The organism is Streptomyces sp. NPDC079020, from assembly GCF_044542225.1.
GTDB lineage: Bacteria > Actinomycetota > Actinomycetes > Streptomycetales > Streptomycetaceae > Streptomyces.
On sequence record NZ_JBITUB010000002.1, the window covers coordinates 317152 to 333569 of the forward strand.

The 16418-nt window shown below is 72.8% G+C and carries 13 protein-coding genes; 6 read left to right on the forward strand and 7 right to left on the reverse strand.

The annotated features are described in order from the left end of the window. The first annotated feature begins 114 nt into the window (after positions 1-114). Positions 115-1188 carry an amidase gene (locus tag ACIGJO_RS05315; protein ID WP_399952377.1) on the forward strand — a complete coding sequence of 358 codons (1074 nt, stop codon included), beginning with the start codon at positions 115-117 and terminating at the stop codon, positions 1186-1188. Positions 1189-1340: 152 nt separating this feature from the next. Here ACIGJO_RS05315 and ACIGJO_RS05320 read toward each other — a convergent pair whose 3' ends face one another. Both ACIGJO_RS05320 and ACIGJO_RS05325 read right to left on the reverse strand, forming a co-directional pair. Then, positions 1341-2216, reverse strand: coding sequence for a hypothetical protein (locus tag ACIGJO_RS05320; RefSeq protein WP_399952380.1), 876 nt, complete (start codon positions 2214-2216; stop codon positions 1341-1343). Positions 2217-2540: 324 nt separating this feature from the next. Then, positions 2541-3665, reverse strand: coding sequence for a ferritin-like domain-containing protein (locus tag ACIGJO_RS05325; RefSeq protein WP_399952382.1), 1125 nt, complete (start codon positions 3663-3665; stop codon positions 2541-2543). A 213-nt stretch (positions 3666-3878) separates the two neighbouring features. On the opposite strand from ACIGJO_RS05325, the gene ACIGJO_RS05330 reads away from it, so the two are divergent. The 5 genes from ACIGJO_RS05330 to ACIGJO_RS05350 all read left to right on the forward strand — a co-directional run bounded on the left by ACIGJO_RS05330 (position 3879) and on the right by ACIGJO_RS05350 (position 10199). Then, positions 3879-4814, forward strand: coding sequence for a diiron oxygenase (locus ACIGJO_RS05330; RefSeq protein WP_399952385.1), 936 nt, complete (start codon positions 3879-3881; stop codon positions 4812-4814). Between the two features lie 41 nt (positions 4815-4855). Beyond that, positions 4856-5629: a TetR/AcrR family transcriptional regulator gene (locus ACIGJO_RS05335; protein ID WP_399952388.1), complete on the forward strand. Its 774-nt coding sequence runs from the start codon at positions 4856-4858 to the stop codon at positions 5627-5629. Between the two features lie 4 nt (positions 5630-5633). Beyond that, positions 5634-5909, forward strand: a complete 276-nt coding sequence (locus ACIGJO_RS05340) for a hypothetical protein (RefSeq protein WP_399952391.1) — start codon at positions 5634-5636, stop codon at positions 5907-5909. An 80-nt stretch (positions 5910-5989) separates the two neighbouring features. Next, a complete protein-coding gene (locus tag ACIGJO_RS05345) occupies positions 5990-8743 on the forward strand; it encodes a PQQ-binding-like beta-propeller repeat protein (RefSeq protein WP_399952395.1) in 2754 nt (917 codons plus the stop codon). A gap of 160 nt (positions 8744-8903) precedes the next feature. Beyond that, positions 8904-10199 carry an NlpC/P60 family protein gene (locus tag ACIGJO_RS05350; protein WP_399952398.1) on the forward strand — a complete coding sequence of 432 codons (1296 nt, stop codon included), beginning with the start codon at positions 8904-8906 and terminating at the stop codon, positions 10197-10199. Positions 10200-10280: 81 nt separating this feature from the next. Here ACIGJO_RS05350 and ACIGJO_RS05355 read toward each other — a convergent pair whose 3' ends face one another. From ACIGJO_RS05355 to ACIGJO_RS05375, 5 genes are read right to left on the reverse strand one after another with little or no spacing between them, the layout of a single operon-like run. After that, positions 10281-11516 (reverse strand): styrene monooxygenase/indole monooxygenase family protein, encoded by a 1236-nt coding sequence (locus tag ACIGJO_RS05355; RefSeq protein ID WP_399952401.1) that lies wholly within the window; start codon positions 11514-11516, stop codon positions 10281-10283. A gap of 42 nt (positions 11517-11558) precedes the next feature. Continuing rightward, complete coding sequence (locus ACIGJO_RS05360; protein WP_399952404.1) at positions 11559-12209, reverse strand: GTP-binding protein; 651 nt, start codon at positions 12207-12209, stop codon at positions 11559-11561. Further along, the gene (locus ACIGJO_RS05365; RefSeq protein WP_399952407.1) at positions 12190-12603 is read right to left on the reverse strand and encodes a DUF742 domain-containing protein; all 414 of its coding nucleotides are present in this window, start codon (positions 12601-12603) and stop codon (positions 12190-12192) included. The genes ACIGJO_RS05360 and ACIGJO_RS05365 overlap by 20 nt, the downstream gene beginning before the upstream one ends. Beyond that, complete coding sequence (locus ACIGJO_RS05370; protein ID WP_399952410.1) at positions 12600-13082, reverse strand: roadblock/LC7 domain-containing protein; 483 nt, start codon at positions 13080-13082, stop codon at positions 12600-12602. The genes ACIGJO_RS05365 and ACIGJO_RS05370 overlap by 4 nt, the downstream gene beginning before the upstream one ends. After that, positions 13079-16279, reverse strand: a complete 3201-nt coding sequence (locus tag ACIGJO_RS05375; protein ID WP_399953200.1) for a nitrate- and nitrite sensing domain-containing protein — start codon at positions 16277-16279, stop codon at positions 13079-13081. The genes ACIGJO_RS05370 and ACIGJO_RS05375 overlap by 4 nt, the downstream gene beginning before the upstream one ends. Between the last annotated feature and the right edge of the window lie 139 nt (positions 16280-16418).

The window sequence follows — 16418 nt, forward strand, 5'->3', positions numbered from 1 at the left end:
GATCGGTCGAGCGGGCGGGCGGGCGGGCGAGCAGCCGGGGAGGGGCGGGCCGGGCCGGGCCGCCGGGGCGAACGGCGCTCGACGGCCGGACCGGCGGCCCGGGACACTCGCCCCATGACTCATGTATCGGCGGTGGCGCGGGCGCTGGAGCGGATCGACCGGCTGGACCCGCGCCTGTGCGCGTTCACCGAGGTCTGGCACGAGGAGGCGCTCGCCCGTGAACCGGAGGCCCGCCGGCTCCCCCTGGCCGGGCTGCCGTTCGCGGTGAAGGGACCGGCCGGTGTCCGCTCGTACGCGGCGCGCCGGCTGATCGCGGCGGGCGGTGTCCCGGTCGGCTCGACCTCCGTGCCGGGCCCCGGCACGGTCTGGCAGACCTGGGGGCAGGGCCGGTACGGACGCACGGTCAACCCATGGCGGGCCGACCGCACCCCGGGCGGATCCTCGGCCGGTTCGGCGGTCGCTGTCGCGGCGGACCTGGTGGAGCTGGCGACGGGCAGCGACGGGGCGGGGTCGGTGCGCATCCCGGCGGCCTGGTGCGGGGTCTTCGGGCTGAAGACGACGAACGGGCTGCTCCCCTCGCCCGACCGTTCCGGGCTGGCGGCGGCGGGTGTGCTCGCCCGGTCGGCGGCCGGGGCGGAGCGGTATCTGCGCCATGTGCTCGACGACGGCGCGCCGTCCGTGGTCCCCGCGCTGCCGCTGCCCGCCGTGTACAGCCCGGACCTCGGGTACGCGGACGTGGACCCGGAGGTCGAGGCGGTGGTGCGGGGTGCGGTGGAGCGGCTGGCCGCGGCCGGGGCCGTCACTCTGCTGGACGGGGGCTGCGCGCTGCTCGACCCCGCGTCGGCGTGGATCGCGATACGCGGCGGCGGGCCGGACCGGGACGGCGCCCTGGCCGTCCGGCGCGAGAACGACCGCAGGCTGGCCGCGCACTTCGCCCGTGCGCCGTTGCTGCTGACCCCGGCCACCCCGAACCGGCCGCACGGGCACGAGGGGCCGGGTGAGCTCTACTCCACGGCACTGACCTGGGCGTTCAACCTGAGTGGCCATCCGGCGGCGAGCCTGCCCGCCGGGTTCACCCCGGACGGCTGCCCGGTGGGTCTCCAGCTGGTGGCGGACCGGGGCGCGGACACGGAACTGCTGGGCGCGGCCCGCGCGATGGAGGCCGTCCTTCCGCCCGCGCGGCCATGAGCCACGGGGAGGCACCCACGGCACGCCCCGCCACCCGGCGCCCCCGGGCACCCGGCCGCAGGCCGCGACCCCCGGACCCCATCCACGGCCTCGCTCAGCCACGGACCGCGGACCCGGGAACTCACCAGCCGCGGACCCTCGGGCCCCGTCGATCAGCCGAGCGGCTTGCGTGTCTCGTCGCGGACCTTGGCGGTCTCCTCGGCGGCCTGCTTCAGGTCGATGGACTTGGCGTCCTTCAGCACGTTCTCGGGCCGGATCACCGCGACCATCGCCGCGGTGTTGTCGTCGCCCCAGGCGCACATCGGGATGTTGGCGATGCCGCCGCTCTCCTTCGACTGCACGACCTGGCACTCGATGGTGGTGTCGTACCCCTCGGGGGTGACCTTCTTCGCGGGTACGACGAGAGTCGCGCCGTCCGCCTCCGCCGCCCCCTCCATGATCTTGCCGCGCATGAAGTCGGGGCTGGCGAGCCGCCCGTACATCCCGGAGAGCACCAGGGCGCTGCCGCCGTCGGCGGAGTACTGCGCGATGACCGCCTTGCCGTCCCGGACGCTGGGGTCGGGGGTGTCCTCGATCTCCTTGCCCTCGGTCTTCGACATGTCGTTGGCCAGGGTGAATTCGTCGTCCAGCAGCTTCTTGGACACGACGAGCCGGTACTCGGCCTCCGGGAACACGGCGTCGGCGCCCTTGTCGGCCAGCTGGGAGACACCGAAGGCGACCCCGCCGGCGGCCACGACCGCGCCGGCCACGATCCCGACGATCAGGCCCGTGCGCTTCTTGCGCGGCGGCTGCGGACCCTGCGGCGGCCATCCGCCCATCTGGGGCTGACCGGGCATCGGGGGCTGACCGCCGGGTATGCCCGGCTGGCCCCAACCGCCCTGCTGGGGCTGGGGCGGGGGCGCCTGCGGGTAGCCGTAGGGCTGCTGCTGTTGCGGGTAGGGCCCCGGGGCGGCGGGCTGGCCGTACGGATTCTGCTGAGGCTGGGGCGGCCCGTACGGGCCCTGCGGCGGCTGAGGCGGCGTGGTCATGCGTTCAAGTTACGTCACGTTTGCGAACGAAATTTCGACAGGTACCTGATCGGTATCAGGTCGAGAGGAACCGGCGGACGAATCAGCCGAGGAACCGGCGGAGAAACCGGCGGAGAAACCCTGCGGAATCCCGGAAAGCACACCGGCTTTGTCCAGATCTGCGACCCCGCCGACCCTGCCCACCCTGCCCACCCTGCCGAGACCGCCGAACCCGCCGACCCTGCCGAACCTGCCCACCCTGCCGAGACCGCCGACCCCGCCGAGCCCGTGGCGGCCACCCGGGCGCCGCCGGAGCGGACGGCGGAGGTGGCCGCGTTCCCCGGCTCAGTCGCCCGAGGCTCCCGACAGGACGCCGCCCTGCGCTATCGCGTCCGCGACCTCGGCCACCCTGGCCCGCTCCTCCACGGCGAAGCGGTCCCGGTCCAACTGCTCGGCCATCTCCTCGTCCTGGGCCATGAGGAGGTCCAGGCTGGAGTCGCCGAGTTCGAGGACGCCCATGTCGACGTAGGCCTTCTGAAGCCCGGGACCCCACAGTCCGATGTCCTTGACGCACGGGACTATCCGGCTGAACAGCAGTTTGCGGAAGAGCTGGAGGTACTCGGAGTGCTCGGAGAGATCCTTGGCCTCCTGCTTGGCGATACCGAAGTTCTCCAGGACCTCGACGCCGCTGAGCCGGTCGCGCATGAGGTAGCAGCCCTCGATGACGAACTCCTCGCGCTCGCGCAGTTCGGCGTCGCTCAGCTGCGTGTAGTAGTCGCGCAGCGCCATCCGCCCGAAGGCGACGTGCCGGGCCTCGTCCTGCATGACGTACGCGAGGATCTGCTTGGGCAGCGGCTTGGTCGTGGTGTCGCGGATCATCCCGAACGCGGCGAGGGCCAGACCCTCTATCAGGACCTGCATGCCGAGATAGGGCATGTCCCAGCGGGAGTCGCGCAGGGTGTCGCCGAGCAGACCCTGGAGGCTGTGGTTGACCGGGTAGAGCATCCCGATCTTCTCGTGCAGGAACCGGCCGTATATCTCCGCGTGCCGGGCCTCGTCCATGGTCTGGGTGGCGGAGTAGAACTTGGCGTCCAGGTCGGGTACGGACTCCACGATCCGCGCCGCGCAGATCATGGCGCCCTGCTCGCCGTGCAGGAACTGGCTGAACTGCCAGGAGGTGTAGTGCTTGCGCAGCTCACCGCGGTCCCGGTCGGTCATCTTCGCCCAGTGCGGGGTGCCGTACAGCGTGAGGGCCTCGTCCGGAGTGCCCAGCGGGTCGGCGGGGTCGACCTCCTGGGACCAGTCGATCCGCTTGTTGCCGTCCCACTGCTTGTCCTTGCCCTTCTGGTAGAGGGCGAGAAGGCGCTCACGGCCGTCGTCGTAGTCCCAGCTGAACCGGGCGGCCCCCGTGGCGGGGACCTGCCACAGCGGCTCTTCGGGGGCGGTGGTGTAGAGGTCGTGTGTCGACACGGACGGCTCCTTCGCCTCGCTTGACTCGATAAGTTCCGTGGCTCCGGCGTCAGTTGGCTACCCCGGGGGTACGTTGACCGACTGTTCCCCCGGCAGGTTCACACGTTGGTAGACGCCGGGTCAACAAGTCGTGCGCAAGGGATTGACTGCCTTGCTGACAGGCAGTCTCATAAGAGGTGACCGCCGGTAACCCATCTGTGAGGTGCCCCCGCCATGACGACCCTGACCGACCGCGAGGCGCGGGTGCTCCGCGACGCGCTGGGCCCGCTCCGCGACCGCGAGCAGACAGCCGTGCGGCTGCTCGAATCCTCCGCCAAGCACTCCTTCGACCCCGAGACCGAACTCGACTGGGACTCCGCCGTCGAGGAGGGCAAGTGGTTCTGGCCACCGGAGCTGGTCTCGCTCTACGACACCCCGCTGTGGGACAGGATGTCCGAGGAGCAGCGGATGGACCTGGCCCGGCACGAGGCGGCCGCGCTCTCCTCGCTCGGCATCTGGTTCGAGATCATCCTCATGCAGCTGCTGGTCCGGCACGTCTATGACAAGCCGGTGACCAGCAATCATGTCCGTTACGCGCTCACCGAGATCGCGGACGAGTGCCGGCACTCCATCATGTTCGGCCGCATGATCGACTGGGGCGGCGCGCCCGCCTACCCCGTTCCCCGGGTCTACCACAATCTGGCGCGGGTCCTGAAGACGGTGTCCACCACGCCCGGTTCGTTCGCCGCGACCCTGCTCGGCGAGGAGATCCTCGACTGGATGCAGCGGCTGACCTTCCCGGACGAGCGGGTCCAGACCCTGGTGCGCGGTGTGACCCGTATCCATGTGGTCGAGGAGGCCCGGCATGTCCGGTACGCCCGCGAGGAGCTGCGCCGCCAGATGGTGACCGCCCCGCGCTGGGAACGCGAACTCACCCGGGTCAGCTGCGGGGAGGCCGCCCGGGTCTTCTCCATCTGCTTCATCAACCCGCAGGTGTACGACAACGTCGGCCTGGACCGCCGGGAGGCCGTCGCCCAGGTGAAGGCGAGCGGCCACCGCACGGAGGTCATGCAGTCGGGCGCGAAGCGGCTGACGGACTTCTTCGACGACATCGGCGTCCTGAACGGGGTCGGCCGCCGCCTGTGGAAGCGCTCCGGCCTGCTGGCTTGAGCCCCCGTCCCGGCCGGGACCGGGCCGTTAGGCTTCGGGCCATGACCTCCACCGCCGCGGCCCCGCCGCCCCGTGCGTACCGCAGGCTCAGCGTCGAGGAGCGCCGCACCCAGCTCCTCGGCGCGGCGCTCAGCCTCTTCGCGCACCGGGCACCCGACGAGGTCTCGCTGGACGAGGTGGCCGCGGTCGCCGGTGTCTCCCGGCCGCTCGTCTACCGCTACTTCCCCGGCGGGCGCCAGCAGTTGTACGAAGCGGCGCTCCGGTCCGCCGCGGACGAGCTGAAGCTCTGCTTCACGGAACCCGCGGTGGGCCCGCCCACCGAGCGGGTGAGCAGGGTCCTGGACCGCTATCTCGGCTTCGTCGACGAGCACGACGCGGGTTTCAGCGCCCTGCTCCGGGGCGGCAGCGTCGCCGAGACCTCCCGTACGACGGCGATCGTCGACGGCGTACGACGGGCGGCGGCCGAGCAGATCCTGCTGCACCTCGGCCGGGGCGAGGGACCCGGTCAGCGTCCCGCGGGGCCCCGGCTGCGGATGATGGTGCGCACCTGGATCGCCGCCGTCGAGGCCGCTTCCCTGATCTGGCTCGACGAGGAGAAGCAGCCCCCGGCGGCCGAACTGCGCGGCTGGCTGGTCGACCATCTGATCGCGCTGCTCGCGGCGACCGCGGCGACAGACCGGGAGACCGCGTCCGCGATGGCCGAACTCCTGGCCCTGGAGACCGCCGGGGGACCGGCCGGACGGCTGGCGGGGCTGGTGATCCCGGTCGTCGACGAGGCGGCGCACCTGCTCCCGGGGCCCGCTGCGTCAGACTGAGCGGGTGAGAAGCGAGAACACCCCCTTCACCGGCGGCCCCCTGGACGGCAGGGTGCTGCCCGTCCTCCTGGGCCCGACCGGCCATCCCCCCAAGTGGTACGAGGTCCCGGTACCGGACGCCGACGGCGGGCCGCCCACCGTGTACGCCTACCGGCGGGTCCCGGCCGGGTACTCGAAACGGCTCGGCATCCAGCGCGGCTGGGTGTACGAGTACGCCCCCGAGGGCCGCGGGTCCCGCACTCCCAAGTGGCCCTGGACGAAGCCCTCCAGCGGCGGCTGAGCGGCGCGGGCGGTCCGGCGCGGGGCAGGCCCTAAGATCGACGGTCAGGTGCCGAGGGACGGTCACGAGGGGGGTGCGCCATGGAGGCGCTGCGTCAGGACGATCCACGCCATTTGGGCCGGTACACCGTGCTGGCCCGTTTCCGCGAGGGTGCCGCCGCCGTGCAGTACCTGGCCCGGGAGAGTGCTGACGGCGAGCCGGTCGTGATCACCGCGGCGCGGCCCGCACTCGCCGCGGTCCCGGCGTTCCGGCGCCGTTTCCAGTCGGAGGCTCGGACGGCCGAACGTCTGGCGGGCGGCTGGGTGACGCCGCCGCTGGACACCCGGGTGACCCCGGACGACGACTCCGGCACGACGACCGAGGCGCCCAACGCCCTGTGGACGGCGGCGGGTTACGTCCCCGCACTGACGCTCGCCGACGCGATCGGCCTCGGCGGACCGCTGCCCGAACGCGCGGTGCGGATACTGGGCGCGGGCATCGCCGAGATCCTCTCCCGGGTGCACGCCACCGGGGCCGTGCTCCAGGGGCTCGCACCCGAAACGGTGCTGCTGGCCGAGGACGGACCCCGGCTCACCGCGTTCGGCCCGCTGGGGGCGGCGGCCTCCGCCGAGGCGAGGGGCGAGCAGCTCTCGGTCCGGCTGGGGTATCTCACGCCCGAACAGGTCGAGGGCGTGGAGGCGGGCGCACCCTCCGACCTCTTCGTCCTGGGGCTGCTGCTGGCGTACGCGGCCACCGGCACGACCCCCTTCACCGACGGCCCGCCCGAGGAGGCGGCCGGCCGGATCGCGCACGCGGAACCCGAACTGGACTCCGTACCCGACGCGTTGCGGGAACTGATCGCCGGCTGCCTCGCGAAGGACCCCGCCCTGCGGCCGGACGCCGGTGCGGTCGCCGCGGAGCTGGCGCTGGAGGGTGCGGCCGGGCTCGCCAGGGGCGGCTGGCTCCCCGAGCGGCTGGCGGCGGCCGTGGCGGACCAGGAGGCGCGGGTCCGGGCGCTGGAGACGCCGCTCGACGCGGCGGCGGACGCGGACGAGCCCCAGGACGCCCCCGTCGGCATGGCGGCACGCGCGCCCGGCGGCGGGCCGGCCGGCACCCCCGAGGACGCGGTCGCGGCCGCCGGTGCGCCTGCCGCCGCCCCCGGGGCCGGGAAGGAGAGCGGGGGGACCACCCACTACCTCGGTACGGTGCCGGGCGCCGCGCGGACCGACCACCCGACGACCCAGCTCGCCGTCCCCCGCGAGCTGACCGCGTCCTCGGCCGCCGCCCCGGTGGCCCCCGCCGCGCTTCCGGCCGCTCCGCAGCCGTCCGGTGGCCCGGTGCCGCCCACGCCCCCCTCATCCCCTTCGTCCGCTTCGTCCCCCTTGTCCCCCGAGGCCCCCGCCCCCGGCACGCCCTACCAGCACGCCCCGGGCGGCCCCGCTCCCTATGCCCCGGCCGCCCTTCCGGGGGCCACCGCGCCCGCCGCCACACCGATGGTGTCGCTCCCGCTGCCGCCCCCGGCTCCGGCCCCCTCCCCCACCGCGAGCCGCCGGGCCCTGCTCATCACCGCCGCCGCCGCGGCCGGCGGACTGATCGTCGGCGGGGGCGCCGTGGGCCTCCTGGGGTCCGACGACAGCGCGGCGGCCGACGACGGCAAGCCCGCCCCGGACCGTCGCCGCACCCTCCCGGGGCAGGCCCCGGAGCCGCGGTGGACGTATGCGCACCCGGCCTCCGAGTCGTCACCGCTCACGACCGCCGTGTGGCGGGACAAGCTGCTGGTGCTGACGAGCGAGAGCCAGGCGAGCGCCGTCGACCTGCGCACCGGGAAGCGGGTCTGGCAGCGCGCGGACGCCGCCAAGGGGCAGGCCGCCCTGGCGGCGGGTGCGGACCTCTGCTTCGTGGCGAGCCCGACCGAGTTTCTCTGGCTGTCGCCCAAGGACGGTGCGGTCAAGCACCGGCTGCGGTACGCGGACCAGTTCACGGGCCTGCCGAACCTGAGGATGGGCACGATCACCGGGCAGTCCGGATCCGTCATCTGGTTCACCGGCTCCACCACGGTCACCGTGAAGGCCCCCAAGCCGAAGAAGGGCAAGAAGCCGGGCAAGGACAAGCAGGTCGCCCAGGCCCACTTCTTCGCCTACGACATCGTGCGGCGCCAGGAGCTGTGGCGCACCGCCGTCCCGGCCGGCCGGGCCCCGGGCACCCCCGTCTACCGGCTGATCGCGGAACGCTCCGCCGACCTCCTGGTACGCCAGGACGCGGTGACGCTCACGCCCGCCGAGGTCGGCGCCGCCAAGGGGAAGGGCTCCATCCGCTCCTTCGACCAGAAGACCGGCAAGCTGCTGTGGGTGAAGCAGTACGGCGCCCTCGCCCCGGCGGCGGGCATCCTGGGCGACGAGGACGGGCGGCTGTACGGCGCGGACGGCGCGGACCTCCAGGCGTTCGAGTCGGACACCGCCAAGCCGCTGTGGCGGCTGAACGGCGGTACGGGTTCCGTCTACGGCACGCCCGTGGTGGCCGGGCCGCTGCTCCACACCACCAACCGCAGCCAGGAGGTCGGTGCGGTGCAGCGCGAGACCGGCCGGCTCGTGTGGCGGCGTTCGACGGAGGTGCCGCTCGGTGGCAGTGCCCCCGCGATCACCCTCAGCTCCAGTGAGAAGACCCTGATCGCCGCCGACGCCTCCCAGGTCACCGCGTTCGCCGCGGCCGACGGACGACGGCTGTGGAAGTTCCAGGACATCGGTGTGCAGGATCCGAAGGGGGCCGCGGTGACCGCCCCGTACCGGACCCTGACCACCGGAAGGACCGTCGTCGTCCAGCGGGACCGGGCCTTCTACGCCTTCACGGTGGCCTGACCCGCCATCGGCGGATTCCCCGCACCGCCTTCCGGGGGATCCGCCGGCCGCCACGCCGCGCGGTGCTTGCATCGTCCGACACCGAGTGACCGGATGAATCAGATTCGCTCACTCGTCCGGAGCCCTTCACAGCTCCGAATCCGTCCACGGAGGTGGTGTCGTGTCCGGCAGGGTCCTGCGCGCGGTCTGCACGGCGGCGGCGCTGGCCGCGGTCGTGACGGCGTCCCCCGCCATCGCCTCGTCCTCCTCACCCGTCCCGCCCGCCTCTCCCACCTCTCCCGCCTCTCCCGACGATCCGGGGACGGGGTCCGGCAGGGAGGCGGACACCGACGCGGAGGCCGACGTGGACACCGAGGCGCAGGCCGATGCCGACGCCGGGGCGGAGGCCGGTCCGGGCCCGGACCGGGGCGCCGGGGAGACCCGGAGCATCGCCGAGCTGCTGACAGAACTGCGGAGGCTCTACCAGCGGGCCGAGGAAGCCACCGAGGCCTACAACGCCACCGAGGAGCAGCTGAAGAAGCGCACCGCGGAGACCAGGAAGCTGAACGCCGACCTGAGCAAGGCCCGGACCGCCCTCGACCGCGCCCGCGGGGACGCGGGGCGACTGGCCCGTGAGCAGTACCAGGGGCAGTCCGAATTCTCCGCCTATCTGCGTCTCCTGCTGGCCCGTGACCCCGTGCACGCCCTGGACCAGAGCCATGTCATCGAGCGGGCCGCCGCCGGACGGGCCGCGACCGTGAACCGGCTGACCGCCGCCGAGAAACGCGCCGCCGGGCTGGCCGTCAAGTCCCGCGAGGCGCTCGAAAGACAACAGGCGCTGACCGCGCGCAAGAAGCGGCAGCGCGACACCGTACGGACGAAACTGAACGAGGTCGAGGGGCTGCTCGCCGCACTCTCCGCCGAACAGCTCGCCGGACTGGCCGCCCTGGAGCGGCGCGACACGGACAAGGCCCAGGGCGAACTGGTCGCCTCGGGAGCGCTCAGCTCGACCCGCCCGCCGACCGAACAGGGCGGTGAGGCCGTCGCGTTCGCGGTCGGCCAGATCGGCAAACCGTATGTCTGGGGCGCCGAGGGCCCGGACTCCTTCGACTGCTCCGGGCTCACCTCGCAGGCCTGGGCGAGCGCGGGCCGGGCCATCCCGCGGACCTCGCAGGAGCAGTGGCGCCGGCTGCCGAAGGTGTCCGTCGCCTCGCTGCGCCCGGGTGACCTGGTGGTCTACTTCCCCAAGGCGACCCATGTGGCGCTGTACATCGGCAACGGCATGGTGGTGCAGGCACCGCGGCCCGGCTCCTCGGTGAAGGTGTCGCCGGTCGCGTCGAATCCGCTGCTGGGCGCGGTGCGCCCCGATCCGGGGGGCACGCCGCTGACCACGTACACCCCGCCGGAGCTGCCCGAGGGTGCCTCGGACGGCGCGGACACCGGCTACAGCGCGGACGCGGCACCGCCGGACGCGTAGCCCCCGCGCCGCTCACGCGGAGGCCGGGCCGTCGCGCCGACCGGAGGGTCGACCGTCGGCCCGGCCTCCGGGTGTACGGGGTCAGGCCCCGGCGACCTCGGCGAGGTACGCGTTCGTCTTCTCCGGCTCGAAGAAGAAGTTGTCGAAGTCCGCCGGGTTGTTGAACCCGTTGGCGAAGCGGTCGGCGACCGGCTGGAACTGACCGGCGGCGCCGATCAGGTTCAGCACGTGCTCCGGCGGTACGCCGAGCATCGCGTTGGTCCACTTCGTGACGTGCTGCGCGGTGTCCCAGTAGCGGTCGAACGTGGACTGCATCCACTCCGCGTCGAACTCGCGGTCGCCGTGCTCGATGATCGAGTCCAGGTAGGCATTCGCGCACTTGGAGGCGGAGTTCGAGCCCTGCCCGGTGATCGGGTCGTTGGCGACGACCACGTCGGCCACGCCCAGGACCAGGCCGCCGCCGGGCAGCCGGCCGATCGGCTTGCGGACGGTCGGGGCGTAACGGCCCGCCAGCGTGCCGTTGGCATCGGTCAGTTCGACCTTGGTGGCGCGCGCATACTCCCAAGGGGTGAACTTCTCCATGAGCTCCAGCGTCTTGGCGAGGTGCTCGGAGGGGTCCTTGATGCCCTGGAAGACGTCCAGCGGACCGCCGGGGACGCCCTCCCAGAACAGGATGTCCGCACGGCCGGAGAGGGTCAGGGTCGGCATCACGAACAGCTCGCCGACACCGGGGACCAGGTTGCAGCGGACTGCGTCGTAGTCCGGGTGCTCCGGGCGCACGCCCATGCCGTGCACATACGCGACGGCCAGCGCGCGCTGCGGGGCGTCGAACGGCGAACGGGACGCGTCCCGGCCGAACATGGAGACCAGTTCGCCCTTCCCCGCGGAGACCATCACCAGGTCGTAGGTGCGGGAGAAGTAGTCCAGGTCGGAGACGGCCGCACCGTGGATGACGAGCTGACCGCCGCGCTGGGCGAAGGTGTCCATCCAGCCGGCCATCTTCACGCGCTGGTCGACGGACTGGGCGAAGCCGTCGAGCTTTCCGACCCAGTCGACGGCCCGCGAGGAGTCGGGGGCGGCGACCGAGACGCCCAGGCCCTGGATCTTCGGGGCCTGCGACTCCCAGAAGTTGAGCTGGTAGTCGCGCTCGTGCTGGAGCGCGGTGTGGAACATGCACTGGGTCGACATGACCCGGCCGGCCCGGATCTCGTCGGCCGTGCGGTTGGACATCAGGGTGACTTCGTACCCTTTGGACTGGAGGCCGAGGGCCAGCTGGAGTCCGGACTGACCGGCTCCGACTATGAGTATCTTCCGCATCGCGGTTTCTCCGTTAGGTGTTTCCGGCTTGCGCCGGGGGCTCTACGCCGGGGTGGCGTCGAGCGCGTGGCCCACCAGGGCCAGCAGCGACTCGACGACCGTGATCCTGTTGCGCGCGTCCATGATCACAACAGGTACGTGCGGGGGTACGGTCAGGGCCTCCCTGACGTCCTCCGCCTCGTAACCGGGCGTGCCCTCGAAGTGGTTGACCGCCACGATGTACGGCAGCCCGCAGCTCTCGAAGTAGTCGAGCGCGGGAAAGCAGTCGGCGAGCCGCCGGGTGTCCGCGAGCACGACCGCGCCGATCGCCCCGCGCACCAGGTCGTCCCACATGAACCAGAAGCGCTGCTGGCCGGGTGTGCCGAACACGTACAGGACGAGGTCGTCGTCGAGCGTGAGCCGGCCGAAGTCCATCGCGACGGTCGTGGTGACCTTGTCGGGCGTCGCGGAGAGGTCGTCGGTCTCCTCGCTGGCCTGGGTCATCAGCGCTTCGGTCTTCAGCGGGGTGATCTCGGAGACCGAGCCGACGAACGTCGTCTTGCCCACCCCGAAACCGCCCGCGACCACGATCTTGGTGGCGATGGGCGCCCTGGTGTGGTCGAGCTGCCAGGCCTGGATCGATTCGTCGGCCTGGTCCCTGGGCCCCGGCTGTCGCGGGGCGAAGAGCGGCGACTCAGAGACGGCGGAGTCCATTGAGCACCCTTTCGAGCAGTGCGCGGTCGGGCTGGCCGGTGCCGTGACCGGTTCCGTACACGCGGATCTTTCCCTGGTCGGCCAGGTCGCTGAGCAGCACCCGGACCACACCGAGCGGCATCTTCAGGAGGGCCGAGATCTCCGCGACCGTACGCATCCGGCGGCAGAGTTCGACGATGGCCTGGAGCTCGGGCATGACGCGCGAGGCGAGATTGCCGTTGGTGAGCTCGCGGCGCTCCTCGGGGGCCTCCAGCGCGGCGACGAACGTCTCGACGAGCAGGACGTGGCCGAAGCGGGTGCGGCCCCCGGTGAGGGAGTACGGGCGGACCCGTGCGGGCTTCTTGTCGGACCCGCGGACGGGGAGCCTGCGGGCGGGTTCAGCAGCGGGCGTCACTGGGTGCTCTCCATCGATTTGCGCAGTTCACTGCGGAGTTCGGGGGTGAGGACGTGTCCGGCACGGCCGACGAAGAGCGCCATGTGGTACGCGATGACGCTCATGTCGCAGTCGGGGGTGGCGTGCACGCCGAGCAGGGAGCCGTCGCTGATCGACATGACGAAGACGCTGCCCTCGTCCATGGCGACCATCGTCTGCTTGACGCCGCCGCCGTCCATCAGCTTCGCGGCTCCCATGGTGAGGGAGCCGATGCCCGAGACGATGGTGGCGAGGTCGGCACTGGAGCCCTTGGGGCCGTCCTGCCGGCCGGTGACCGGGGTGGTGGTGAGATGGCCGGGGTCGGAGGAGAGCAGCATGAGCCCGTCGGACGAGACGACGGTGACCGAGTGGACCCCTGGCACCTCCTCCACGAGATTGCTCAGCAACCAGTGAAGGTTCCGGGCCTCGGTACTCAGCCCGAATGTGCTGGGCGCAGTCAACTGCGTGCCTCCTCGACTGTGTCCCCCGTCTCATCGGTCCGGCCGCCCGTGCGGCCGGCCGGCTCAGGTAGCTCGGTCTGTACGGTGCGTTCGCCGTGGTGGTCCGCCACGGTGTGCTTGCCGGTGCTCTCGGCGATCTCCGCCTCGACATCGCGCCGGCCGTCCTTGGCCCCCTGGTGGAAGCCGCCGAGTCTGCGGCGCAGGGCCTCCTTGTCGATGCTGCCCTTGCGCTCGGTGGTGGGGGCCGCGGCGGGCTGGACGATCTTGGGGGTGCGCTTGGGCAGCCCCTTGTCGGTGATCCGTTCGGCCAGTGGCTGCCGGGGGCCGGGGAAGGCGTCCACCGCCGGGGCGGGGACCGGGTCCTGGGCGGGCAGCGGCTCCGCGGGGGCCGGGGTCTCGTGCGGCCTCGGCGCGGCGTCCGGCTCCTGGGGAGCCGGGGCGGCCTGCCGGGCGGGGTCGGGGTCGGCCGGGCGCTCGTGCCGGTCGGGCCCGATCGCGTACGGATCGGCGGTCTCGGCCACCACCGGTGCCACCGGCATCCGGACCTGCATGGTGATCTCGGACTCGGACTCGGGCTCGGGCTCGGGCTCGGACTCGGACTCGGACTCGGACTCGGGCTCGGGCTCCGGCGTCCGTGCGGACGCGGCCCCGGGTGCCGGAGCGGGGGTCCCGGCGGGCGCGGTGGGCTCGGCGGGGGCCGGGGCCGGCGCGGCCGTGTACGGCTGGACACCGGCGTCCCGGATCGTCTGCTCGGCGGCGGCGATCAGCGGGTCGGCGGGCTCGGCGGGGGCCGGGGCCGGCGCGGCCGTGTACGGCTGGACACCGGCGTCCCGGATCGTCTGCTCGGCAGCGGCGATCAGCGGGTCGGCAGGGGCCGGGGCGGCGGCGGACGCGGCAGGCTCGGTGGGCTCGGCGGGCGCCGTGGGCTCGGCGGGCGCCGTGGGCTCGGCGGGCGCCGTGGGCTCGGCGGGGGCCGTGGCCGAGCGGGCGGGCAGCGCGTTGGAGTTGGCCTCGGCGACCGATCCCGGCAGGTTCAGCGAGGGCGCGGCCCCGGGCGTCTGCACCGGCGGCGGCGAGGCCGCCGGAGGAGCCTTCGGCAGCAGGGTCTGCGGCAGGACGACTACGGCCGTCACTCCACTCCCCTTCTGCTCGCGCAGCTGTACCCGCACGCCGTGGCGCGCGGCCAGCAGTGATGTCACCTGGAGGCCGAGCCCGGCGCCGTCGGCGTTCTGCTCCCCCGCCTCGAACGAGGCCGGGTCGGCCAGCCTGGCATTGAGCTCGCCCATCCGTACGGATGACATGCCGATGCCCTCGTCCTGCACGGAGAGCATCACCTCACCGGTCTCCAGCAGCCAGCCGGAGAGCTCCACCTGGGAGTCGGGCGGTGAGAAGGAGGTCGCGTTCTCCAGGAGTTCGGCGACGAGGTGGCTGAGGTCGTCGGCGGCGAAACCAGCGATCTGGGCATGCGGCGGCAGGGACTGGATGGTGACCCGCTCGTACCGCTCGATCTCGCTGACGGCGGCGCGCAGGACATCGACCAGCGGGATCGGGTTCGGGTGGCCGTGGCCGTGCTCGGCGCCCGCGAGGACCAGCATGTTCTCGCTGTGCCGGCGCATGACGGTGGCCATGTGGTCCAGCTTGAAGAGCGTGCCCAGGCGCTCCGGGTCCTGCTCGCGCTCCTCCAGGCTCTCGATGACGCCGAGCTGGCGCTCGACCAGTCCGAGGGTGCGCAGGGAGAGGTTGACGAAGGTGTGGTGGACCGTGTTCCTCAGCCGCTCCAGCTGGGTGGCGAGATCGGCCGCGTGGACCTGGAGTTCGGCCCGCTGGAGGGTGAGTGCCTCGCGGCCCGCGATCAGTTTGCTCCGCTCACCCTGGAGGCTCTCGAAGCGGCCGGTGAACTCCTGGTGCAGCCCGTGGACCTTGCCGTGCAGGGTGTTCATCGACCGGACGACCTGGGCGAACTCGTCGTTGCGGCCGGTGTAGCGGACCGGTTCGACGCTCTCCGGTTCGCTCGCGAGGCGCGCGGCACCGAGACGGAGGACGGCGAGCGGCTGGGTGAGCGTGCGGGCGACGGCGGTGGAGACGCCGACGGCGAGCAGGAAACAGCCGCCGAGCAGCGCGATGCTCAGTTCGAGCGCGGTGACGTCGTCGTCGCGCAGCCGCTCCAGGCGCCGGACCCGCTCCGTGCCGAGGGCGGACTCGACGCCGCGCATGCGCTCGATCCGGGCGGAGAGCGCCTCCCCGGTCTTCTTGGGGTCGGTCTTCCGTTCTGAGGCGGAGAGCTCGGGCCGGTCGGTGAGCCTGGAGAGGTACTTCTCCGCGCTGTTCACCTCGGAGCCGGTGACGGTGGCGGCGAGCTTGTCGCGGGCGGCGGGGCTCGCGGCCTGGTCGAAGTCGGCGAGCGAGGCCAGTTCACGCACACGGGCCTGCTGGGCGGCGGCGCTCAGCTCGTCCCGGTCGCGGGTGTCGTCGGAGTCGCCCTCGTCCTGGAGCGGCAGCCCGGTGAGCGGGTCGTTCCGCGGGGCCGTGTCCTTCTCGCCGGGGACGGCGAGGGCGGCCAGGAGGAGTCCGCGGGTGGCGGAGGCCTGCTCGACGGCACCGGCCAGCGCGAGCGGGGCCCGGGTGGCGTCGGCGGCGCGCGGCGGGGTCTTCTCCGCGAGTTCGTCGGCGAGGTCGTGGAGCTTGGAGATGACCTCGGAGTACGCCTGGTGGGCCTCCAGTGCCGATCCCTTGCCGGTGAGGGCGTCACGGCGGAGGGAGGGGACCGTGGAGAGGTCACGTCGCAGCATGTCGGGGGCCTCGGCGCGGATCTCGTCGATCTGCTGGTCGACGCGGGCGCTGCGGCTCGCGGCCTCGCTGTTCTTGCCCCCCTTCTTGCCGCCCCCGTCACGGCCGGCGGCGATGTACGCGGTGACCGCGTCGCGCTCGTCGGCGAGGGAGTGCGCCAAGGTGATGGCCTGCTGGTTCAGCTCCGCGAGGGTGACCAGGCTCTGGGACTCGTTGAGCTCCGAGGAGGCGTCGAGAGCCGCGGGCGCGCCCGCGGCAATGACGGTGATCCCGACCACGGCGACGCCCGCGACGAGCCGGCTGCGTACCCGCACAGTGCGCTTGCCCGTTCCCGCTTCCGCTGCCACCGGGGGCATCGCCCCGGAACCGTCGCGCGTGCTGCCCTTGCTCCGCGGCCGCTTCTTCTGCACCGGTGCTCGCAATCTCGACTCGTCCACCCTTGAAGCGGAGGTGACGCTCGGTCACGTATGGAGGCACCCCGCTCCTGGTACGGCTTCCGACCATTCCAGCGCTTTTGAGAGGGGGGCGCGCATCAACCGCTCCGCCACT

What these genes read in the sequence shown, in the direction of transcription:
- ACIGJO_RS05315 (WP_399952377.1), top strand. Translation starts at nt 115, where the DNA reads ATGACTCATGTATCGGCGGTGGCGCGGGCGCTGGAGCGGATCGACCGG.
- ACIGJO_RS05320 (WP_399952380.1), bottom strand. Translation starts at nt 2,216, where the DNA reads ATGACCACGCCGCCTCAGCCGCCGCAGGGCCCGTACGGGCCGCCCCAG.
- ACIGJO_RS05330 (WP_399952385.1), top strand. Translation starts at nt 3,879, where the DNA reads ATGACGACCCTGACCGACCGCGAGGCGCGGGTGCTCCGCGACGCGCTG.
- ACIGJO_RS05335 (WP_399952388.1), top strand. Translation starts at nt 4,856, where the DNA reads ATGACCTCCACCGCCGCGGCCCCGCCGCCCCGTGCGTACCGCAGGCTC.
- ACIGJO_RS05345 (WP_399952395.1), top strand. Translation starts at nt 5,990, where the DNA reads ATGGAGGCGCTGCGTCAGGACGATCCACGCCATTTGGGCCGGTACACC.
- ACIGJO_RS05355 (WP_399952401.1), bottom strand. Translation starts at nt 11,516, where the DNA reads ATGCGGAAGATACTCATAGTCGGAGCCGGTCAGTCCGGACTCCAGCTG.
- ACIGJO_RS05360 (WP_399952404.1), bottom strand. Translation starts at nt 12,209, where the DNA reads ATGGACTCCGCCGTCTCTGAGTCGCCGCTCTTCGCCCCGCGACAGCCG.